Source organism: Saccharothrix sp. HUAS TT1, assembly GCF_040744945.1.
Lineage (GTDB): Bacteria > Actinomycetota > Actinomycetes > Mycobacteriales > Pseudonocardiaceae > Actinosynnema.
Genome location: NZ_CP160453.1, coordinates 1,552,881 through 1,573,935 on the forward strand (window position 1 = coordinate 1,552,881; position 21,055 = coordinate 1,573,935).

Below are 21,055 nucleotides of genomic sequence, written 5' to 3' on the forward strand. Positions count from 1 at the left end.
ATCACCGACGCGCCTGACACCGGGCTGACACGGCCCGGACACCTCGCGCGCGTCGGCGGATCAGCCCTGGGCGAGGTCGGCGAACCGGCTGTAGTGCAGCTGGTGGGCCACGGTGATGGTGGCCGTCGGGCCGGCGCGGTGCTTGGCGATGATCAGGTCCGCCTCGCCCGCGCGCGGGTCGTCGCGCTCCCACGCGTCCGGGCGGTTGATCAGGATGACCATGTCGGCGTCCTGCTCCAGCGAGCCGGATTCACGCAGGTCGGACAGCTGCGGGCGCTTGTCGGTGCGCTGCTCCGGACCGCGGTTCAGCTGGCTGATCGCGATCACCGGCACCTCCAGCTCCTTGGCGATGAGCTTCAGGTTCCGGGAGAACTCCGAGACCTCCTGCTGCCGCGACTCGGACCGCTTGCCCGACGACATCAGCTGGAGGTAGTCGACCACCACCAGGCGCAGGTCGTGCCGCTGCTTCAACCGCCTCGCCTTGGCCCGGATCTCCATCATCGTCAGGTTCGGCGAGTCGTCCACGAACAGCGGCGCCTCGCTGATCTCGCTCATCCGCCGCGCGAGCCTGGTCCAGTCGTCGTCGCTCATCCGCCCACCGCGCATGTCCCCGAGCCTGATCCGCGCCTCGGCCGACAGCATGCGCATGACGATCTCGGTGCGCGACATCTCCAGCGAGAAGATCGCGCTGGTCAACCCGTGCTTCACCGAGCACGACCTGGCGAAGTCCAGTCCCAGCGTCGAGTTGTGGGTGGGGATCATCGACCGACCCGCCAGGTACAGGTGGTCGTGGTTGTCCACTTCCACGCAGCGCACCGGCACGCTCGGGATCGGGCGCACGTCCACGATGAACCGCGATCCCGTCCGAGCGGTGCCCTGCGCGCGTCGCCGCTCCTTCAGCGCCAGGCGCTTGCGCTCCAACCGGAACACGTCGTCGTCGGTGCCGAACGTCAGGGTGTAGGCGGTGGAGGTCCGTTCACTGCGACCGGCGACCCGCTTGGTGGTGGTCGAGCACCGGTAGCCCAGGCTCACGACCAGCTCGCGCACGCCCTCGGCCAGGCGCTGGTTGGTCACCGAGAACTGCACGGACCCGCCTACCGTCACGGTGCCGTCGGTGTCGAGCAACCCGGCCAACAGCGCGCGCCGCTGCGCGGTGGACGCGCGGAGGTAGGCCGTCGGGACGTGCTTGTCACCGAGCACCCCGAGCCGGCGCAGGATCGCCGGCACGGTGCCGTGGTCGTCGTGGCAGTCCTGGCACAGGCGCAGGCCGGACGACGGTCCACCGCAGTCCGGGCACGTCGGAGCCGGGACCGGGGCCGAGACGAACCTCGAACGACCGCCGCAGCTGCGCCCGCAGGTCTTGACCTGGGAGGTCTTGGGCGTGAAGGGCGTGCCGCAGACCACGCAGCCGCGCACCGCGACGGGCTCCGGCGCCGGCAGCTTGATGCCGTAGAGCAGTTCACCGCTCTGCCGCACCACGTCGTAGCCCTCGGCCTCGACGTGCCACGCGACCTCCGGGTCCGCCGTGGTGAACCGGGCGCTCGCGGAGTGACCGTCGCCCAGCCACACGCCGAGCGTGTAGGGACCGAGCGGGAGGTCGGCGTCGGGCAGGTCGAGCGGTTCGGCGTTGATCACCGAGTGGTTGAGGCGGCGGTCGGCGGTCTCGCAGCGGAGGCTCGCGGCGATCTCCCGCGTGGTGCGGACGGCGGGGAACGCGCGCCGGCGTGACCCGGCCGCGGACTCCTTCGCCGACCGGCGCGAGGCACGCGTCTCGGTGAGCCACTGGTGCTCGGCGTCGGCCACCAGCACCGAGCCGTCGGAGAACTCGACCTCGTAGCACGGTCGGCCGCGCAGCACGTCGGTCGCGGCCACGACGGTCGTCGGCCGGCCGTCCGCGCCGATGAGCCGGTCGCCGACGGCGACCTCGCCCATGGTCGTCCACCCGGTGGGAGTGGGAAGCGGGGTGTCGAGCGCCAGTGCCTTGCCGACACCCGGCCTGGCCGCGACGATGATCATCTGGCCGGGGTGCAGGCCGTTGGTCAGCTCGTCCAGGTCGGCGAAGCCGGTGGGGATGCCGAGCGACGAGCCGCCGCGCGAGGCGATGGCGTCGATCTCGTCCATGGTCGGCTGGAGCAGTTCCTCCAGCACCACGTAGTCCTCGGTGGTCCGGCGCTCGGTGACCTCGTAGATCGCCGCCTGCGCGCGGTCGACCACCTCGTCGACGTCGGCGCCCTCGGCGCCGTTGTAGCCGAGCTGCACGATCCTCGTGCCCGCCTCCACCAACCGCCGCAGCACGGCCTTCTCCGCCACGATCTCGGCGTAGTAGGACGCGTTGGCCGCCGTCGGCACGGTGGCGATGAGGGTGTGCAGGTACGGCGCGCCGCCGACGCGCAGCAGCTCGCCCCGGCGCTCCAGCTCGGCGGACACCGTGATCGGGTCGGCCGGCTCGCCGCGCCCGTACAGGTCGAGGACGCAGTCGTACACGGCCTGGTGCGCGGGCCGGTAGAAGTCGTTGGGGGCCAGGACCTCGACCACGTCGGCGATCGCGTCCTTGCTCAGCAGCATCCCGCCCAGCACCGACTGCTCGGCGGCGAGGTCCTGCGGCGGCTGCCGTTCGAAGCCGGGCTCTGCCATGCCCCGGTCGTCCACCAGCGCCACCGTGAGCTCACCCCAATCTGCTGCCGTGCGGATGTTGTACCTCGTGGGTCCGACATTTCACGCCACGCCACGCTCGTGGTCCAGCGACGCTAGAGCCACCTGGATGGCGTAGGCAAACGCACCTGTGGACAACTCGGTGGACAGCTTGGGGATGGGTGCGCCGAGCTGACCACAGGGCTGGGGAAACCTGTGGACAACCTGGGTACAACTCGGGTCAAGACAAAAGTTTTGCCAGCTCAGACCCTGTGGATAAGTTTGTGGAAAACTCCTTCGTCACAACCCCGGCGTGTCGCGTGTGACCGCCGGCTCGGCGTGTCGCGGCCGACGTGTCACACGAGTTGTCCACAGCCGGACGTGCGAAAGCGCCGCCCGACCAGAACACCTGGTCGAACGGCGCTCCCGGGAACTCAGCTCGCGTTCGCGACCTCGACGGACAGCGACACGGTGACCTCCGGGTGGAGCCGGACGTTCACCGAGTGCTTGCCGAGGGTCTTGATGTGACCCGCGATCTCGACGGCCCGCTTGTCCAGCGTGGGGCCGCCGGCCGCACGCACGGCCGACACGACGTCGGACGAGGTGACGGAGCCGAACAGCTTCTTCGAGCCGGCCGCGGCCTTGGCCTTCAGCGTCACGGAGCCCAGGCCCTCCAGCGAGGCCTTGACCTCCTTGGCGTGGTCCAGGTCGCGGATCCGGCGGGTGTCCTGCGCCCGGCGGATGACCTCGACCTGCTTGGCCGCGCCCTTGGTGGCGACGATCGCCAGGCCGCGGGGCAGCAGGTAGTTGCGGCCGTAGCCGTCCTTGACCTCGACGATGTCGCCGGGGCCGCCGAGGCCGGTCACGTCAGCGGTGAGGATGAGCTTCACGATGCCGTCCCCTTTCTCAGCGAGCGGTCGAGGTGTAGGGCAGCAGCGCCATCTCGCGGGCGTTCTTGACGGCGACCGCGACGTCGCGCTGGTGCTGGGAGCAGTTGCCGGTCACCCGGCGGGCGCGGATCTTGCCCCGGTCCGAGATGTACTTCCGGAGCAGGGTGGTGTCCTTGTAGTCGATGAGGTTGGCGTTCTTGTCCTTGCAGAACGCGCAGACCTTCTTCTTGGGCTTGCGCACAGGCGGCTTGGCCATGTGTGGACTCCTGGTATTACGCAGTGAAGTGTGGAGTGGACCGGTGCCGGTCTAGAAGGGGGGCTCGTCGGCGAAGCCACCGGAGCCGGCCGGGGGCGCGGAGCCCCACGGGTCGTCGGCCGGGGCGCCACCGCCGCCACCACGGGACTGACCGCCGCCGCCGAAGCCGCCGCCGCCGTCCCCGCGGCTCACCTTGTTGACCTTCGCGGTCGCGTAGCGCAGCGAGGGGCCGATCTCGTCGACCTCCAGCTCGATGACGGTGCGCTTCTCGCCTTCCTTCGTCTCGAAGGAGCGCTGGCGCAGCCGCCCGGTCACGAGGACGCGCGAACCGCGGGTGAGCGACTCGGCCACGTTCTCCGCGACCTGCCGCCACACGTTGCACCGCAGGAACAGCGCTTCGCCGTCCTTCCACTCACCGCTCGCCTTGTCGAACGTGCGGGGGGTGGAGGCCACGGTGAAGCTCGCCACCGCGGCGCCAGACTGGGTGAAGCGGAGCTCGGGATCGGCGGTCAGGTTCCCGACCACCGTGATCGTCGTCTCGCCTGCCATGGTGTGAGACGCCCCTTAAGCCTTCTTGGCGGCCTTGACCGCCGCCTTGGCGGCGATCCGCGCTGCGGTCTTCGCGGCCTTGGCGGGCTCGCGGCGGATGACCTTGGTGCGCAGCACCGTCTCCTGCAGGCCGAGCTGGCGGTCCAGCTCCTTCACCGCGTCGGGGGTCGAGATCAGGTCGAGGACGGCGTAGATGCCCTCGGCGTTCTTGCTGATCTCGAAGCTCAGCCGGCGCTTGCCCCACACCTCGACCTTCTCCACGTTGCCACCCGTGGTGCGGATGACGTTGAGGAACGTGTCAAGGGACGGCGCGATCGTGCGCTCGTCGAGACTGGGGTCGAGGATGACCATCACTTCGTAATGACGCATGAAGACCACTCACCTCCTGTGGACTCGGCGGCCACGGACGTTCCGTGGCAGGAGGGTCGTCGCGTCAGCAACCGAAGGAGCGTAACAGGCCGTGCGCGCGGGTCCCGCGGCCGGGTTCAGGCGACCGCCCGGCGCAGCACCCAGGTGCGCACCAGCGCGCCCGTCACGCAGGACAGCAGCAGCACCGCCAGCAGCACGGGGGCCGCCACGCCGCCGCCCATCCGGCCGACGCCGGGCAGCGCCTGGGCCCGGCCCGCGGTCTGCACGCCGTCCGAGTCCTCCGCGCCGGGCACGCCGTAGCCGGGCCGGTAGCCGCTCACGCCGCCGCCGTAGCGCACGCCGGGTGACGGCGCGTACTGGCCGGGCACGGCGAACGGCAGGGACCCGTAGCTGAACAGCGGCACGCGGCCGAAGTTGCCGCCCCACGGGTTCGGGCCGTAGAGCCGCAGGTCGATGGCGCCGACGCCGCCGACGGGCGCGTCGGCCGAGCCTGCCGGGGGCTGGGCGCCGGGCGTGCCGCCGGGGTTGGGGGTGCCGGGGGTGCCGGGGGTGCCGCCCGGCTGACCGGTCTGCGGCGGCTTGTTGGGGGCCGGGGTGCCGGCCGGCAGGCCAGGCAACTGCTCGGTGGCCTTCTCCGAGGCCTCCGCGAGCGCCTTCGACCCGTCCTGGACGGGCGCGGCGACGGCGTTGACGCCCTGCACGGTGATGCCGCACAGGCCGGTCAGCGTCGTGCGCACGCCGTTGGAGAGGGTGACGATGATCGGTCCGAGCAGCGGCAGTTTGGCCAGCTCGGCGTTGACCTTGTTCGCGATCTCGCCGCCGGTGATGACGCCGGACCCGGTGGGGATCGCGCCGACCGGGATGGGCGGCAGGGCCGAGAACGCCTGCCGGAACGGCGCGGCGAGCGGCGGGCCGAGCAGCGGGACCGCCCGGATGAGCTGCACCACCGGGTCGAGCACGGCGGACGGGCTCAGCGACACCGGCGTGCCGGGCGCGCCCCGCACGGTCGCCGCGCAGTCGCCGACCACGACGGGTTCGGCGGCCGCGGCCGACCCGGAACCAGCGGCGGCGCCGGCCGTGCCGACCGCGAGCACGACGGCCGCCGCACCCACCAGCCGAGTGAGCCGGATCCGCATGTCTGGCCTCCTGCGCCGCGGTCGATCGCCGGTTTCCTACTTACAAGTAACGAGCGTAGGTCGTGGCGGTGACGCCGACCACCCTCCTCGCTGACAAATTTGGTATCGGCGGCGGTCGGCGGACCGTTGCAGCGCCCGACTACCCTCCACAGTCATGCGCATCGGGGCCCACGTCCGCGACGAAGACCCGCTCGGCGCCGCCGTCGAACGCGGCGCCGACGTGGTGCAGTTCTTCCTGGCCGACCCGCAGGGCTGGAAGGCGCCGAAGCCGCACCCGCAGACCGACGGGTTGCTGGCCTCCGACCTGGACGTCTTCGTCCACGCGCCCTACCTGGCCAACGTCGCGTCGCTCAACAACCGCATCCGCATCCCGTCCCGCAAGATCGTGCTCCAGCACGCCGACGCGGCGGCGAAGGTCGGCGCCAAGGGCCTGATCGTGCACGGCGGGCACGTCGCCAAGGGCGAGGACCCGGGCGACGGCATCGCGAACTGGCGGAAGATGTTCGAGCGGCAGGCCGGGAGCGGCGGTTTCGCGGTCCCGATCCTGATCGAGAACACCGCGGGCGGCGAGAACGCCATGGCCCGGACGTTCGACATGCTCGGCAGGCTGTGGGACGCGGTCGGCGAGTTCGACGCCGGGTTCTGCCTGGACACCTGCCACGCGTTCGCCTCCGGCGAGGACCTGGTCGGCATCGTGGACCGGGTCAGGGCCATCACCGGCCGGATCGACCTGGTCCACCTGAACAGCTCGCGCGACCCGTTCGGCTCCGCGCGCGATCGGCACGCCAACATCGCGTCCGGCACGATCGACCCGGGGCAGCTGGTCGCGGTCGCCGCCGCGGCGGGCTGCCCGGTGCTGGTCGAGACACCGGACGAAGGGCAAGCGGAGGACATCGCGTTCCTCCGCGAGCACCTGGGCCGATGAGGGCGACACGGGAGGTGGTGACCGTGCCGGAGCGCGCGGACGCCGGGTCGCGGCTGCCGCGGTTCGGTCGGGTCGCGCTCGCCGCGGTCGTCCTCCTGTGCGGGCTGACGATGTTCGCCGGCTTCCTGAACAAGGACCGGTGCACCGGTCCCGAGTTCGACCAGTGGGGCCGCAGCGCGCCGGACTACGAGGAGCGCAACAAGGCCGAGGTCTGCTACTCGGACATCCAGCACCTGTGGATCGGCCGGGACGTGGACCGGCACGTGTTCCCGTACGTGCACGGCAGCATCAACAGCAAGGGCGTGCTGATCGGCGGCGTGGTCGAGTACCCGGTGCTGACCGGCCTGCTGATCTGGGCGGGCGCGATCTTCGCCCACACCGACGCCGCGTTCCTGCTGTTCTCGGCGCTGCTGATGGCGCCGTTCGGGCTGGCCACCGGGTGGCTGCTGGGCAAGCTGAGCCGGTGGCGGGCGCTGATCTGGGCGCTCGGCCCGCCGATGGTGCTCTACGCGTTCCACAACTGGGACCTGCCGGTCGTGTTCTGCGCGGTGGCGGCGGTGTACGTGGTGCACCGCGGCTGGGGACGGCGCGAGCGGCCTCTGGCGCACCGCGCGGTGGCCGCGTCGGTGCTGCTCGGCCTGGGGTTCGCGTTCAAGATCTACCCGGCGATCTTCGTGCTGCCGCTGTGCCTGTACGTGCTGACCGGCGGTCCGGGCGGCCGGTGGCTGCCGCGCGGGGTGCGGTACGACTTCGCGGGCGCGGTGAAGGTCGCGGTGGCGTCCGTGGTCACGGTGGTGCTGGTCAACCTGCCGTTCGTGATCGCCGGGGCGGAGGGCTGGAAGGCGTCGTTCGCGTTCCAGGGCCTGCGCCGGGTGGACATCACCACGAACTCGATCTGGTTCTGGTCGATGCGGCCGTTCATGGCGGACGGCGCGATGCAGTCGCTGGTCGGCGTGCTGTCGCCGGTCGGCATGCTGGCGTCGTTCGGGCTGGCGTGCTGGATCGGGTGGCGGCGGTACCTGCGCGAGGGCAGCTACCCGTGGGTGCCGGTGTCGGCGGCGATGCTGTGCGGCTTCCTGCTGCTGCACAAGGTGCACTCGCCGCAGTACACGCTGTGGCTGGTGCCGATGTTCGTGCTGCTGCGGGTGAACTGGGGCTGGGTGGCGGCGTACTTCGCGGCCGACTTCGCCATGGGCGTCGGCATCTTCCGCTGGTACTACGCGATCGAGTTCGGCGAGCCGTCCGGCATCTACGACGGGTTCTCGGCGCAGGCCGTGGTGATCGGCGTGTGGGGCCGGGCGGCGCTGCTGGTGGCCCTGTTCCTGGTCTTCCTGCGCTCCGAGGTCACCTTCACCGACCGCGAGCCCACCCGCCGGCCGGCGCCCGCCGAGGCGTCCTGACCCCGCCGGGTCGAGCGCGCGTGGCTCGACCCGGGGCGAGGGCGCCGCTCGCCGTCAGTCCGCCGGGGCGGCGGCGGCGACCGGCTTCTCCCGCCGGCCGAACCGCAGCACGTACCGGTCCGGCGCGCCGTCGATGAAGCCGCCGCACGGGTCGTCGTCGCCCGCCTGCCGCACCTTGTCCAGCTCCGGCCGGTAGATCTCGCGGACGATGAGCACGCACAGCACGACCACCGCGATGTCCCGGGCCACCACCGCGCCCAGGAACCAGTCGATCGGCAGGCCCTTGTTCTCCTCGCCCAGGTAGAAGAACATCCGCGGCGCCCAGACCAGCGCGTCCACCGTCATCCACGCCAGCAGCAGCTTCCACCGCGGCAGCGCCAGCACCGCCAGCGGCACCAGCCACAGCGAGTACTGCGGGCTCCACACCTTGTTGGTCAGCAGGAACGCGGCCACCACGAGGAACGCCAGCTGCGCGAACCTCGGCCGGCGCGGCGCGGACATGGCGACGAACCCGATCGCCGCGCAGCACACCAGGAACAGCACGGCGCTGACCGCGTTCAACACCTCAGGCGCCTCGCCGTGGGCCAGCCCCGGGTCGAAGCCGGGCCAGCCGGTCCACTGCGCGACCACGTTGTACAGCGAGTCCGGGTCGACGCCGCGCTCGGTGTTCAACCGGAAGAACTCGCGCCAGCCGTCCGGGTACAGCAGCGCGATCGGCGCGTTCACCAGCGCCCACGTCGCCAGCGTCGCGCCCAGCGTGGTCAACCCGGCCCGGATGCGGTCCGACCGCCAGCACAGCAGCAGCAACGGCCCGAGCAGGAACAGGGGGTACAGCTTGGCCGCGCCGCCCAACCCCAGCAGCACGCCCGCCAGCACCGGCTTCTTGCGCGCCCACGCGAGCATCCCCGCCGTCGCGAACGCCGTGGCCAGCGTGTCGAAGTTGGTGAACGCGTGCACGACGACCAGCGGCGACACCGCCACCAGCACCGCGTCGTACGGCCGCCGCCTGGCCAGCTGCGCCACCGCGTACGCGGTCACCAGCCACGCCAGCGCCAGCCACAGCGCGGTGATGTTGAAGTACACGATCACCGTCATCGGGTTCGGCAGCCACCCGGACGCGGCGATCGCCGACCAGCCCTGCGCCATGCGCGCGTTGAGCAGCTGGAACATGCCCGTCAGCACCGGGTACTCCATGTACCGCACGTGCGCCGTCGGCTTGCCCTCGTCGTCCACCCACGACGTCTTGTAGGGGAACGTGTCCGGCTTGTCCAACCGCTCCGCCGTGTACAGCGGCACGGTGTCGGAGTAGCACATCGCGGTGAACTGCTTGCTGCCCCGCCAGTCCAGCTGCAGCACGCCGTTGGAGTCGGTGTACTGCTGGATGCACGGCGACTTCTGGAACCACGACAGCGCCAGCGTCACGACCGCGAACAGCAGCACCACGCGCAGCGGCGTCCAGAACCAGTGCCGACCGACCGACGCGTGCCTGCCGACGGGGCCGCCGATGGGCTTGCTGGCACCCCGCGCCAGCGGTTCGGTCCAGGTCGGGTTGACCCGCTCGTCCGGACCGAGCGAGTCCACGTCGTCGGCGTTCGCCTGCGGGTGCTGCGAAGGGCTGGCCACGGGCACGGATGCTACGGGCACCGGTCAACAGCAGCTGTGAGGTCCGGTCGACCCCGGCCCGGAACACCGAAGGGCCCGGCCCCGGCGCGACGCCGGAGCCGGGCCCTTCGGGGGCGACCGGTGCTAGCCGGTCGGCGGACCGCCGTTGCCGCCGCCGATCGGGTCGGGCTTGTCCTCGGTGGTGGTGCTCGGGTTGGTCGGGCAGAGCGGACCCTGGCACGGCCGCGTGGGGCGCGTCGTGGTGGTCGTCGCGGTCGTCGTCTCGCGCTGCTCCGTGGTGGTCGGGCGGTCTTCCTCGTCCCGCTTGGTCGTGGTCGTGGTGGTCGTCGCGGTCGTCGTCTTGACCGGCTTGTTGTACTGGCCCATCGGGACGGCCTTGGGGAAGGTCTCCGCGGGGGTGCCGGCCAGCGCCCGGTCCATGAACCTCTTCCAGATCTGGCCCGGCAGGCCACCACCGAAGATCGGGTTGCCCTTGGCGTCCTGCAGCGGCTCGTTGCCCGCGTTGCGACCCATCCACACCGAGGCCGACAGCGACGGCGTGTAGCCGACCATCCACGCCTTCGAGTTCTGCCCGGTGCTGCCCGGGAGCTCGTGCGTGCCGGTCTTGCCGGCGCACTCGCGGCCCGTGCACGGGATCTTGGAGTACGTCAGGACCGGCTTCAGCGACTCGGTGACGTTGTCGGCGATGTTCCGGCTCGTCGTCGGGTCCGGGTCGAAGGCGGGGCGCGTCTGGTCGACGTGCTGGTGGATCGCCTTGCCCTCGGTGTTGGTGATCTTCGAGATGAAGAACGGCTCGTGGTAGACGCCGCGCGCGGCGAACGAGGCGTAGGCGGAGGCCATGTCGAACGGCCGCACCTGCGCCTCACCGCCGCCGATCGCGATACCGGCGTTCGGCGGGCCACCCGTGTCGGGGTTGACCAGCAGCTTCTTCTCGACGCCGTCCAGCTCGACGGTCCTCGGGATGCCCGCCGCGAACGCCGCGTCCGCGACCGGCTGGGTGCCGATCTCCAGGACCAGCTCGTAGAACACGGTGTTCAGCGACATCTCCATGGCGTCGCGGATCGGGCACTCCTCGCCGCACTCGTTGCGGGGGTCCGACGCGTTGCGGATGGTGATGGGCTGGTCGCCGACGTTGTTGAACGTCTTGGGCGACCGGCCGTCGTAGGTCGAGCCGAGGCCCTTGCCCGCCTTGAGGGCGGCCACCAGGTCGAACGGCTTGAACGACGAGCCCGCCTCCTGGAGCGTGCCGCGCGCGTAGTCCAGGCCCGTCCCCTCGTCACCGGCGTAGTACACCTTGACCGCGCCGCTGTTCGGGTCGATCGCGGTGAGCGAGGACTTCAGCCCCTCCGGCTGGCCCTTCAGCACCTCGGCCACCGACTCCTCGGCCGCCGTCTGCATCACCGGGTCGATGGTGGTGTAGACGGTGCCGCCGATCTTCTGCAGCCGCTCCACGTCCCACTCCAGCCGGGCCATCTCCTGCATGACCTGCTGCTTGATGTGCAGGCGACCGCCGCTGAGGCCGGACTGGTCCACCTGCTCGATCGGCGCCGGGAACGGCTCGGCGGTGCGGTACGCCTGGTCGATCCACTTGTACTCGAGCATCTGGTCCATCACGTAGTTCCAGCGCTCTTGCAGGTACGCGGGCTGCTCGGACCGGCCCGGGTTCTGGGCCATGCCGGCCAGCAGGGCGGCCTGCGAGTACGTCAGCGCCTTCAGGTCGTCCAGCCCGAAGTACGCCTTGACCGCGGTCTTGATGCCGTAGGCGCCCTTGCCGAAGTAGATCGTGTTCAGGTACGCGGTCAGGATGTCCTTCTTGTCCTGCTGCTGGGACATCTTGTAGGCGGTGACGGCCTCGGTGAACTTGCGCGTCAACGTCATGTCGGCCTGGTCGGTGGCCTCCTTGACGTACTGCTGCGTCAGCCCGGAGCCACCGCTCTGCTCGCCCTTGAGCTGGTAGTACGCGGCTCGGGCGATGGCGGTCAGGTCGAAGCCGACGTTGGTCTCGAACGTCGGGTCCTCGGCGGCCATCACGGCGTGCTTGATGGACTCCGGCAGGTCCTCGTACTTGACCAGGGTGCGGTTCGCGTCGCCGGAGGCGATCTTGGTCATCTCCGAGCCGTCGGCGTAGAGGATGGTGATGGCCTTGCCCTGCTCGGCCGCGACGACCTCGGGGTTCGGCACCTCCACCACCTGGTAGGCGACGGCGAACGCGACGACGGGGGCCAGCAGCATGGCGCCGAAGGCGACGTAGGTCGAGCGGCGCACGCGGCGCCAGACCTTCTTCTTGCGCACGACGCGGGCCTCCTGTTCGGTCAGCTCCTCGTCGTACTCGTCGTCGTAGAACGGCTCCAGCTCGACCTCGTCCTCGCGGTGGGTGAGCAGTTCCGGCTCGCGCGGCGTGGTCTGGTAGACGGGTTGCAGCAGGTCCGTCGGCTCCTCGCCGGGCTGCCGCTGGGGACCCTGGCCCGCCGGCCTGCGCGGACCGCCGGGGCCCGCCGCGGGTGGGCGTCCGCCGGGCGGCACCGGGCCGCCGGGCGCGCCCGGACGGCGCACGCCGCCGGGCGGGGTGCCGGGTCGCTGGGGCGGACCGCCGGGAGCGCTGCCCGCCGCCGCCGGGCCGCCGAGGCCGTCCGGGCGCGCGCCGGGACCGTTCGGACCCGGCCTGCCGGGGACGGGACCGCCTTGGGGTCCGGGCGGGACGGGGCCGTTGGGGCCGACCATCCGGCGCGGGGGCGGGCCGCCGCGGGGGACGCCGCCGGGAGGGGGTCCCCCGGCCTGGGGGAAGCCGCCCGGGGGCGTGCCCGGCCGGGCGAAACCGCCCGGCGGGGTGCCGTGCCTGGCTCCGGGGCCGTCGATGGGAGCACGCCCGAAGCCACCTGGCGGGGTGTTCGGACGCTCCGGCTGATCCCCGGCGCCGTGGCGAGGTGGGTGACCGCCGCCGTCCGGGTCCTCCCCGGTCGGCCACTGCGGCTCCGCGCCACGATGCCTGTCGTCATGCTGGTCGTTCACGAAATGGCCTCCCAGACCGGCGTGCAGTCGCACGCGGTTCGGTGGTCGTACGCCGCTGCTCCTCGCCGGAGCGGCGCCCGTGGTCGGAGCGGTTCACTCCGCCGCGGTCCTCCTGCGTGGCTTCCGAGAGTTCAGGCCACGCGTTCCCAGGACGTATGACTGCACCAGGTGGTTCCAACTACATGTGCGGCAAACTTCGACCACGTGCACGGTGAACTCCTCGAAGAGGGTCGCCATGCGGGCCAGCTCGTCGGCGGTGCGCGCGGACCCGGCCGCGTGCTTGAGCTCGTCGCCGTAGACCCAGGACACGAGGGTGAGCGGTTCCTTCCGGCAGACCGGGCAGGTCACCTCGCTCGGACGGCCGTGGAACTTCGCGGCCCGCAGCAGGTACGGGCCGGCGTCGCAGACCTCCATCGTGCCCACGCGGCCCGCGTAGACCTCCGCCAGCAGCGCACGGCGCTGCAAGGCGTAGTCCACGACCTGGCGTTGGGTCGACACGACGACCAGAGTACGTGCCGCCCCAACCCCGGTGATGGGCCGTTCAGGGCAGTAGGCCGAAGGCAGGCGCGGCTGTGGGCCACGCGACACCGTGAGGGCCCGCGTGGATGTATCGGGCCGATATACTCACCACACCCATCGGCTCACCTGAGCGAGGAGGTGCTCCGTGCTGGAGTTCGCAGTGCTCGGCCTGCTGCACGAAGCGCCCATGCACGGCTATGAGCTGCGCAAGCGCTTGCACGAGTTGTTGGGGGCGTTCCGCGCGTTCTCGTACGGGACGCTGTACCCCACGTTGCGCAAGTTGCAACGCGGTGGCCTCATCGTCGAGGAAGTGCCCGAGGACGACTCGGCCCGCTGGGGCCGACGGGCGCGCAAGGTCTACAAGCTCACCGCCGAGGGCAAGGAGAGGTTCGCCGAACTGCTGGCCAACGCCGGCCCCCAGACGTGGGACGACGACTCGTTCGGCGTCCACCTGGCGTTCTTCTCCCGCACCCCCGCCGAGATCAGGATGCGCATCCTCGAAGGCCGCAGGCGCCGCGTCGAGGAGCGCCGTGAAGGGCTGCGCACCTCGTTATCGGCCACCAGCGAGCGCATCGACCGGTACACCCGGGAGCTGCACCGGCTCGGGTTGGAGAGCACCGAGCGCGAGGTGCGGTGGTTGAACGAGCTGATCGCCCACGAGCAGGCCGAGCAGCGCGAGCGGGACCAATAACCCCCGAATCAGCACGGAAAGAAACCAAGGAGGACTCGGCATGGGCGACAACCGCCGCACCGTTCGAGTGGCCATTGTCGGGGTCGGCAACTGCGCGGCGTCGCTGGTGCAGGGCGTCCACTACTACCGCGACGCCGACCCGAGCACCCGCGTGCCCGGTCTGATGCACGTCCGGTTCGGCGACTACCACGTCCGCGACGTCGAGTTCGTCGCCGCGTTCGACGTCGACGCCAAGAAGGTCGGCACGGACCTGTCCGAGGCCATCGGGGCGAGCGAGAACAACACGATCAAGATCGCCGACGTGCCGCCGCTCGGCGTCGTCGTGCAGCGCGGGCACACCCTCGACGGGCTCGGCCGGTTCTACCGGGAGACCGTCGAGGAGTCCGACGAGCAGCCGGTCGACGTGGCGCAGGCGCTGCGCGACGCCGAGGTCGACGTGCTGGTGTCGTACCTGCCCGTCGGCTCGGAGGAGGCCGACCGCTTCTACGCGCAGGCCGCCATCGACGCCGGTGTGGCGTTCGTCAACGCGCTGCCGGTGTTCATCGCCTCCGACCCGGTGTGGGCGGAGAAGTTCCGCGCGGCCGGCGTGCCGATCGTCGGCGACGACATCAAGTCGCAGGTCGGCGCCACCATCACGCACCGCGTGCTGGCCAAGCTGTTCGAGGACCGCGGCGTCCAGCTCGACCGGACCATGCAGCTCAACGTGGGCGGGAACATGGACTTCCTGAACATGAAGGAGCTGGAGCGGCTGGAGTCCAAGAAGGTCTCCAAGACGCAGGCGGTGACCTCTCAGGTCGACCGCGACCTCGGCAAGCGCAACGTGCACATCGGCCCGTCCGACTACGTGCCGTGGCTGGACGACCGCAAGTGGGCGTACGTGCGGCTGGAGGGCCGGGCGTTCGGCGACGTGCCGCTGAACCTGGAGTACAAGCTGGAGGTGTGGGACTCGCCGAACTCGGCGGGCATCATCATCGACGCGGTGCGCGCCGCGAAGATCGCGCTGGACCGGGGCATCGGCGGCCCGATCCTGTCCGCGTCCTCGTACTTCATGAAGTCCCCGCCGGAGCAGTACTCGGACTCCGCGGCGCACGAGGCGGTCGAGGCGTTCATCCGCGGCGACGTGGAGCGCTGACCCCGTTCAGGTGACGTGCCCCCGCACCCGGCTCGTGCCGCCGGGTGCGGGGGTGTCGCGGTTCAGCGCTTCGACAGCCGCAGCGACTGCCACGAGCCGTCGGCCGTCCACCCGCCGTCCACCGGCAGCGCGACCCCGTTGACGAAGCCGCTGCGGGCGGGGTCGGCCAGGAAGGCGACGGCCTGGGCGATGTCGTCGGGCGCGGCGAACCGGCCCATCGGCACGTGGTCGGCGATGTCGGCGTCGTCGTAGTTCCCGCCGGCCTGGTCCTCGACGTCCATCCCCGTCTTCACCCAGCCGGGGCACACCGCGTTGACCCGGACCCCGCGCCCGCCCCACTCCACCGCGAGCGTGCGGGTCATCCCGATCAGCCCGTGCTTGCTGGTGTTGTAGGCGGCCCGGTCCGCCACGCCGCGCAGCCCGGCCACGGACGCGATGTTCACCACCGACCCCGCGCCCGCGCCGAGCATCACCCGCCCGAGCGCCTGCGTGAGCAGGAACGGCCCGGTCAGGTTGACCGCCAGCAGCCGCTGCCACTGCTCCAGGGACGTCTCCTCGAACGCCGCGATCCCGCTGATCCCGGCGTTGTTGACCAGCACGTCCACCCGCCCCGCGACCCGCTCGGCCACCCGCGCCACGTCCTCGGGCGACGACACGTCCCCGACCACCCCGCCCGGCGTCTCCACGAGGTCGAACCCGACCACCTCGTACCCGTCCGCGCGCAACACCTCGGCCACCCGCGCCCCGATCCCCCGCGCCGCGCCCGTGACCACCGCTACTCGTCGTTGCATGAGCGCGAGGCTAGGGCAGGGCGGCGGGCAGGTCCGAGAGGTCGTGCAACACCGTGACCTGCTCCAACACCGCCGGGTCCGGGGGGAAGTGCGGGTTGGGGACGGCGTAGACGGTCATCCCGGCGGCCAGGGCGGCGCGCAGGCCGTTGGTCGAGTCCTCCACGGCGGCGCAGTGCGGCGGTTCGACGCCCAGCTTCGCGGCGGCCAGCAGGTAGACGTCGGGCGCGGGCTTGCCGGCGCCCGCCTGCTCGCTGGACAGCGCCACCGGCACGACGTCGGTCAGGTCGGTCGCCGCGAGGAACGACTTGATCAGCACCGGCGGCGAGGAGCTGGCGATGGCCACCGGGTAGCGGGACGCCACCTCGCGCACCACCCGCACCGCGCCCGGCAGCACGGGCGGGCCCTCGGCGTAGCGCTCGGCCATCTCGCCGATCACGCCCGCCGCCGCCTCGGCCGGGGTCAGCCGGACGCCGACCTCGCCGACCAGGTAGGCCGCCCACTCGGGCGTGCTCATGCCCTGCATCGCCCGGGTCGCCTCGGGCCGCCACGCGCCGCCGTGCCGGGCCGCGAACGCCTGCCGCACCTCGTCCCACATCCGCTCGGAGTCCACCAGCACGCCGTCGAGGTCGAACACCACCGCATCCACACCCCAGACCGTAGTGCGAGCGCACCCGCTCAGCGGCGCAGGTCGCCCCGCCCCCTCCGCCCGGCCGAAGCGATTCTCGTCGGAGAGGAACGAGTGGGTTAACAAGAGGTGAACGCCGGCCTACGGTCCGTTGGTCCCCCACCGATCGTAGGAGGCGTCCGAGTGGTGAAACACCTGCCCCTGCTGACCAACCACTCCCCCAAGCGCGCAGCCGTCACCTGCAAGTACCGCTGCGGTGACGCGTGCTTCCACGACGTGCCCAACACCTCGGGCAACCCGTACTTCAACGACCTGGTCGACCGGCGCACGGCGATCAAAGCCGCAGTCGTCGTCGGCGCCCTCGCCGGCGTCACCGGCAGCGCGAGCGCCGATGAAGCCGACGTGGCCGACGTCGCCGGGAAGGCCGGCGCGGCCGGTCGGCACCCGCTCGGCCTGGACTTCGAACCCGTCGCGCCGAACACCCTCGACGCCGTCGTCGTGCCCGAGGGGTTCGACCAGGAGGTCGTCATCCGCTGGGGCGACCCGCTCTTCCCGGACGCGCCGCCGTTCGACTTCGACCACCAGACCGCCGCCGCGCAGGCCCGCCAGTTCGGCTACAACTGCGACTTCGCCGCGCTGCTGCCGCAGGACGCGGCGGGCCGGACGAACCTGCTGGTGACCAACCACGAGTACACCGGCGAGCTGTTCATGTTCCGCGGCTACGACGAGGAGAACCCCACCCGCGAGCAGGTCGAGATCGCGTGGGCCGCGCACGGCCTGTCCGTCGTGCAGGTCGAGCAGGCCCGCAACGGCCGCCTGCGCACCCGGTTCTCCCGCTACAACCGCCGCATCACGGCCACCACGCCGTTCCGCGTCACCGGTCCGGCCGCGGGCTCGGACCTGCTCAAGACCTCAGCCGACCCGACCGGCACGACGGTGTTAGGCACGTTGAACAACTGCGCCGGCGGCGTGACGCCGTGGGGCACGATCCTGTCCGGCGAAGAGAACTTCCACGGCTACTTCGGCAACGCCGACGCGCTCGCCGACCCGCGGCTGGCCCGCTACGGCGTGACCGGCGGGGCGTCGACCCGCAAGTGGGAGCGGTTCGACAAGCGGTTCGACGTGGCGCAGGAGCCCAACGAGGTCAACCGGTTCGGCTGGGTCGTGGAGCTCGACCCGAACGACCCCGACTCCACCCCGGTCAAGCACACCGCGCTGGGCCGGTTCAAGCACGAGTGCGCCAACGTCCGCGTCGCCGCCGACGGGCGGGTGGTCGCCTACTCGGGCGATGACGAGCGGTTCGAGTACATCTACAAGTTCATCTCCACCGGCCGGGTGCGCCGGGGCGGCAGCAAGGCCGCCCGCAGGCACAACATGACCCTGCTGGACGACGGCGCCCTCTACGTCGCCCGCTTCACCGGCGACAGCCCGCCCGCCGAGGTCGACGGCTCGGGCCGGCTGCCGTCCGACGGCCGGTTCGACGGCCGCGGCGAGTGGGTGCCGCTGGCCGCCGGCGACAGGTCGTTCGTGCCGGGCATGACCGCCGAAGAGGTCTACGTGTTCACCCGGCTCGCGGCGGACAAGGTCGGCGCGACGAGGATGGACCGCCCCGAGGACATCCAGACCCACCCGCACACCGGCGTCGTCTACTGCGCCCTGAGCAACAACGTCGACCGCGGCAAGGCGGGCAAGGAGGGCGCGACCGAGCCGAACCCGCGGGTGAACAACAAGCACGGCCAGGTGCTGGAGCTGACCGAGCGCGGCGGCAACCCGCTCTCGCTCTCGTTCGCGTGGGGCCTCATGCTCGTGTGCGGCGACCCGGCGTCACCGGACACGTACTTCGCGGGCTACGACAAGAGCCGCGTGTCGCCGATCTCCAGCCCGGACAACGTGGCGTTCGACCGGCACGGCAACCTGTGGATCTCCAGCGACTCCGCCGGCGCGCTCGACGGCAACAACGACGGCCTGTACGCGGTGCCGGTGTCCGGGGCGCGGCGCGGCCACCTCAAGGCGTTCCTGACCGTGCCGCGCGGCGCGGAGACGTGCGGGCCGGTGATCGGCGAACGCGTGGTGACGGTGTGCGTGCAGCACCCCGGCGAGGTGGACGGCGCGAGCGCGGACAACCCCGCCTCGCACTGGCCCGACGGCGGCGACTCGCAACCGCGCCCGTCGGTCGTCGCGGTGTGGCGCGAAGGGCGTCGCATCGGCGAATGAGGTCCCGTGTGGTCGCCCGGTGCGACCGGGCGACCACGCGCGGTGGGATCCGGTGCCGTGCAACGGTTGTCGCGCGAGGTGTTCGCGCCGCGTTCACCTCGCAGCCCACTGGAGGAGGAATTGCCCTCTTAGGTTCGCCCGGTTCCCACTGAGCGATCTCGGAGGTCCGCGTGCCCTCGTCCACCGACCTGGGGCGGCGACTGCTGCCCCTGCTGCCCAACCACCCCCTCGGGCGTTCGGCGATCACCTGCAAGTACCGCTGCGGCGACGCCTGCGCGCACGAGGCCCCCAACACGTCCGGCAACGCCTACTTCGGTGACGTCGTCGGCGAAGTGGTGCGTCGGCGCGGCCTGCTCAAGGCGGGCGCGGTGCTCGCCGTCGCGGGCGCGGGTGTCGGGCTGCTCGGTGCCGGCTCCGCCGCCGCGAAGCCCGGCCGCGACGTCGACGTCGACGTGGACCTGGGTGGCGGGCGGCGCAAGGACGGCCTGAACTTCACCGCCGTCGCGCCCAACACCGAGGACCGCCTGGTCGCGCCCGAGGGCTACGAGCAGGGCGTCGTGCTGCGGTGGGGCGACCCGGTGCTGCCCGGCGCGCCCGCGTTCGACTTCGACCGGCAGACGGCGGCGGCGCAGGCGAAGCAGTTCGGCTACAACTGCGACTTCCTCGGCCTGGTGCCGATCGGCGGGCACGACGAGTGGCTGCTGGTGGCCAACCACGAGTACACCACCGAGGAGTTCCTGTTCAAGGACTGGAACGCCGACAACCCCACCCGCGAGCAGACCGAGATCGCGTGGGCCGCGCACGGCCTGTCCGTGGTGCGGGTCGAGCGCGACCGGCGCAGCGGGAAGCTGGAGCCCAGGCTCGACCGGCACTACAACCGCCGCATCACCGCGAAGTCGGAGTTCAGGGTCACCGGCCCGGCCGCGGGCTCGGCGCACCTGAAGACGTCGGCCGACCCGACCGGCACGAAGGTGTTGGGGACGCTGAACAACTGCGCCGGCGGCGTGACGCCGTGGGGCACGATCCTGTCCGGCGAGGAGAACTTCAACCAGTACTTCGCCAACGCGGGTTCGGTCACCGACCCGGCGGCGAAGGCGCGGCTGGCCCGGTACGGCCTGTCCGGCGCGGCGTCGACCCGCAAGTGGGAGCGGTTCGACAAGCGGTTCGACGTGGCGCAGGAGCCCAACGAGGTCAACCGGTTCGGCTGGGTCGTCGAGATCGACCCGCTCGACCCGGACTCGACCCCGGTCAAGCACACCGCGCTGGGCCGGTTCAAGCACGAGGGCGCGAACGTGATCATCGCCCGCGACGGCCGCGTGGTCGCGTACATGGGTGACGACGAGCGCTTCGACTACATGTACAAGTTCGTCTCCGACGAGCGGTACAAGCCGGGCAACAGCAAGCACGCCCGCGAGCACAACAAGAAGCTGCTCGACAACGGCACGCTGTACGTCGCGAAGTTCACCGGCGACAGCCCGGTCGTCGAGATCGACGGTTCCGGCGAGCTGCCCGCCGACGGCGAGTTCGACGGCGCCGGCGAGTGGATCCGGCTGGCGTCGGGCAACCGGTCGTTCGTGCCCGGCTTCACCGCCGAAGAGGTCTACGTGTTCACCCGGCTCGCCGCGGACCAGGTCGGCGCGACCCGGATGGACCGGCCGGAGGACGTCGAGCCGAACCCGCGCAACCGCCGGGTGTACGCGGCGCTGACCAACAACACCGACCGCGGCAAGGCGGGCAAGGAGGGCCCGACCGAGCCCAACCCGCGGCCGAACAACCGGCACGGGCACGTGCTGGAGCTGGAGGAGCGCCGCGGCGACAACACCGCGACGGCGTTCAGCTGGAAGCTGCTGCTGGTGTGCGGCGACCCGTCGTCGCCCGACACGTACTTCGGCGGCTACGACAAGACCCAGGTGTCGCCGATCTCGTGCCCGGACAACGTCGCGTTCGACGCCCGGGGCAACCTGTGGATCTCCACCGACGGCAACGCCCTGAAGTCCAACGACGGCCTGTTCGCCGTGCCGGTCGAGGGGAAGTACCGCGGTCGGGTGAAGCAGTTCCTGACCGTGCCGAGGGGCGCGGAGACGTGCGGCCCGGTCATCGAGGACGACTTCGTGCTGGTGGCCGTGCAGCACCCCGGTGAGATCGACGGCGCCTCGGCGGCCAACCCGCTGTCGCACTGGCCGGACGGCGGCGCCAGCCAGCCCCGCCCGTCCGTGGTCGCCGTGTGGAAGAAGGACAAGGGCCGCATCTGCGGCTGACCCGAGGTGGAGGGCTCGCGCTCACCGCCGAGCCCTC

17 protein-coding genes are annotated in these 21,055 nt (G+C 71.5%); 6 read left to right on the forward strand and 11 right to left on the reverse strand.

All coding sequences use genetic code 11. From position 1 onward, the window contains the following. Positions 1 to 60: 60 nt before the first annotated feature. From dnaB to AB0F89_RS07635, 6 genes are all read right to left on the reverse strand, one after another. Positions 61 to 2,634 carry a replicative DNA helicase gene (gene dnaB, locus AB0F89_RS07610; protein WP_367138757.1) on the reverse strand — a complete coding sequence of 858 codons (2,574 nt, stop codon included), beginning with the start codon at positions 2,632 to 2,634 and terminating at the stop codon, positions 61 to 63. A gap of 431 nt (positions 2,635 to 3,065) precedes the next feature. After that, complete coding sequence (gene rplI / locus AB0F89_RS07615; RefSeq protein ID WP_367138759.1) at positions 3,066 to 3,524, reverse strand: 50S ribosomal protein L9; 459 nt, start codon at positions 3,522 to 3,524, stop codon at positions 3,066 to 3,068. Positions 3,525 to 3,537: 13 nt separating this feature from the next. Continuing rightward, on the reverse strand, positions 3,538 to 3,777 hold the full coding sequence (rpsR, locus tag AB0F89_RS07620; RefSeq protein WP_015805710.1) for a 30S ribosomal protein S18: 240 nt from the start codon (positions 3,775 to 3,777) through the stop codon (positions 3,538 to 3,540). 51 nt (positions 3,778 to 3,828) lie between these two features. After that, entirely contained in the window at positions 3,829 to 4,326 is a 498-nt protein-coding gene (locus tag AB0F89_RS07625) for a single-stranded DNA-binding protein (protein WP_367133961.1), read from the reverse strand. Between the two features lie 15 nt (positions 4,327 to 4,341). Further along, positions 4,342 to 4,695, reverse strand: coding sequence for a 30S ribosomal protein S6 (gene rpsF, locus AB0F89_RS07630; protein ID WP_367133963.1), 354 nt, complete (start codon positions 4,693 to 4,695; stop codon positions 4,342 to 4,344). 116 nt (positions 4,696 to 4,811) lie between these two features. After that, on the reverse strand, positions 4,812 to 5,831 hold the full coding sequence (locus AB0F89_RS07635; RefSeq protein WP_367133965.1) for a hypothetical protein: 1,020 nt from the start codon (positions 5,829 to 5,831) through the stop codon (positions 4,812 to 4,814). 154 nt (positions 5,832 to 5,985) lie between these two features. Here AB0F89_RS07635 and AB0F89_RS07640 point away from each other — a divergent pair, with 154 nt between their 5' ends. Continuing rightward, the gene (locus AB0F89_RS07640) at positions 5,986 to 6,756 is read left to right on the forward strand and encodes a deoxyribonuclease IV (RefSeq protein WP_367133967.1); all 771 of its coding nucleotides are present in this window, start codon (positions 5,986 to 5,988) and stop codon (positions 6,754 to 6,756) included. After that, complete coding sequence (locus tag AB0F89_RS07645; RefSeq protein WP_367133969.1) at positions 6,753 to 8,156, forward strand: glycosyltransferase family 87 protein; 1,404 nt, start codon at positions 6,753 to 6,755, stop codon at positions 8,154 to 8,156. The genes AB0F89_RS07640 and AB0F89_RS07645 overlap by 4 nt, the downstream gene beginning before the upstream one ends. Before the next feature lie 54 nt (positions 8,157 to 8,210). On the opposite strand, the gene AB0F89_RS07650 is transcribed toward AB0F89_RS07645, so the two are convergent. From AB0F89_RS07650 to AB0F89_RS07660, 3 genes are all read right to left on the reverse strand, one after another. Beyond that, complete coding sequence (locus AB0F89_RS07650) at positions 8,211 to 9,779, reverse strand: glycosyltransferase family 87 protein (RefSeq protein ID WP_367133971.1); 1,569 nt, start codon at positions 9,777 to 9,779, stop codon at positions 8,211 to 8,213. Between the two features lie 123 nt (positions 9,780 to 9,902). Further along, positions 9,903 to 12,788 (reverse strand): transglycosylase domain-containing protein, encoded by a 2,886-nt coding sequence (locus AB0F89_RS07655; protein WP_367133973.1) that lies wholly within the window; start codon positions 12,786 to 12,788, stop codon positions 9,903 to 9,905. 93 nt (positions 12,789 to 12,881) lie between these two features. Further along, the gene (locus tag AB0F89_RS07660) at positions 12,882 to 13,286 is read right to left on the reverse strand and encodes a DUF5318 domain-containing protein (protein ID WP_367133975.1); all 405 of its coding nucleotides are present in this window, start codon (positions 13,284 to 13,286) and stop codon (positions 12,882 to 12,884) included. A 166-nt stretch (positions 13,287 to 13,452) separates the two neighbouring features. Here AB0F89_RS07660 and AB0F89_RS07665 point away from each other — a divergent pair, with 166 nt between their 5' ends. Both AB0F89_RS07665 and AB0F89_RS07670 read left to right on the forward strand, forming a co-directional pair. Then, positions 13,453 to 13,998 carry a PadR family transcriptional regulator gene (locus AB0F89_RS07665; protein ID WP_141979900.1) on the forward strand — a complete coding sequence of 182 codons (546 nt, stop codon included), beginning with the start codon at positions 13,453 to 13,455 and terminating at the stop codon, positions 13,996 to 13,998. 40 nt (positions 13,999 to 14,038) lie between these two features. After that, positions 14,039 to 15,130, forward strand: coding sequence for an inositol-3-phosphate synthase (locus AB0F89_RS07670; RefSeq protein WP_367133977.1), 1,092 nt, complete (start codon positions 14,039 to 14,041; stop codon positions 15,128 to 15,130). Positions 15,131 to 15,192: 62 nt separating this feature from the next. On the opposite strand, the gene AB0F89_RS07675 is transcribed toward AB0F89_RS07670, so the two are convergent. Both AB0F89_RS07675 and AB0F89_RS07680 read right to left on the reverse strand, forming a co-directional pair. Beyond that, positions 15,193 to 15,921 (reverse strand): SDR family NAD(P)-dependent oxidoreductase, encoded by a 729-nt coding sequence (locus AB0F89_RS07675; RefSeq protein WP_367133979.1) that lies wholly within the window; start codon positions 15,919 to 15,921, stop codon positions 15,193 to 15,195. Positions 15,922 to 15,931: 10 nt separating this feature from the next. Beyond that, on the reverse strand, positions 15,932 to 16,567 hold the full coding sequence (locus tag AB0F89_RS07680) for an HAD family hydrolase (RefSeq protein ID WP_367133981.1): 636 nt from the start codon (positions 16,565 to 16,567) through the stop codon (positions 15,932 to 15,934). Between the two features lie 165 nt (positions 16,568 to 16,732). Here AB0F89_RS07680 and AB0F89_RS07685 point away from each other — a divergent pair, with 165 nt between their 5' ends. After that, positions 16,733 to 18,760: a PhoX family phosphatase gene (locus AB0F89_RS07685; protein WP_367133983.1), complete on the forward strand. Its 2,028-nt coding sequence runs from the start codon at positions 16,733 to 16,735 to the stop codon at positions 18,758 to 18,760. A 170-nt stretch (positions 18,761 to 18,930) separates the two neighbouring features. Further along, positions 18,931 to 21,018, forward strand: coding sequence for a PhoX family phosphatase (locus tag AB0F89_RS07690; protein ID WP_367133984.1), 2,088 nt, complete (start codon positions 18,931 to 18,933; stop codon positions 21,016 to 21,018). Positions 21,019 to 21,055 lie beyond the last annotated feature (37 nt).

Excerpts from the sequence above, each read along its gene's own strand:
- rpsR (WP_015805710.1), bottom strand. The coding sequence starts at position 3,777 with ATGGCCAAGCCGCCTGTGCGCAAGCCCAAGAAGAAGGTCTGCGCGTTC.
- AB0F89_RS07625 (WP_367133961.1), bottom strand. The coding sequence starts at position 4,326 with ATGGCAGGCGAGACGACGATCACGGTGGTCGGGAACCTGACCGCCGAT.
- AB0F89_RS07645 (WP_367133969.1), top strand. The coding sequence starts at position 6,753 with ATGAGGGCGACACGGGAGGTGGTGACCGTGCCGGAGCGCGCGGACGCC.
- AB0F89_RS07670 (WP_367133977.1), top strand. The coding sequence starts at position 14,039 with ATGGGCGACAACCGCCGCACCGTTCGAGTGGCCATTGTCGGGGTCGGC.
- AB0F89_RS07635 (WP_367133965.1), bottom strand. The coding sequence starts at position 5,831 with ATGCGGATCCGGCTCACTCGGCTGGTGGGTGCGGCGGCCGTCGTGCTC.
- AB0F89_RS07640 (WP_367133967.1), top strand. The coding sequence starts at position 5,986 with ATGCGCATCGGGGCCCACGTCCGCGACGAAGACCCGCTCGGCGCCGCC.
- dnaB (WP_367138757.1), bottom strand. The coding sequence starts at position 2,634 with ATGGCAGAGCCCGGCTTCGAACGGCAGCCGCCGCAGGACCTCGCCGCC.
- rpsF (WP_367133963.1), bottom strand. The coding sequence starts at position 4,695 with ATGCGTCATTACGAAGTGATGGTCATCCTCGACCCCAGTCTCGACGAG.
- AB0F89_RS07675 (WP_367133979.1), bottom strand. The coding sequence starts at position 15,921 with ATGCAACGACGAGTAGCGGTGGTCACGGGCGCGGCGCGGGGGATCGGG.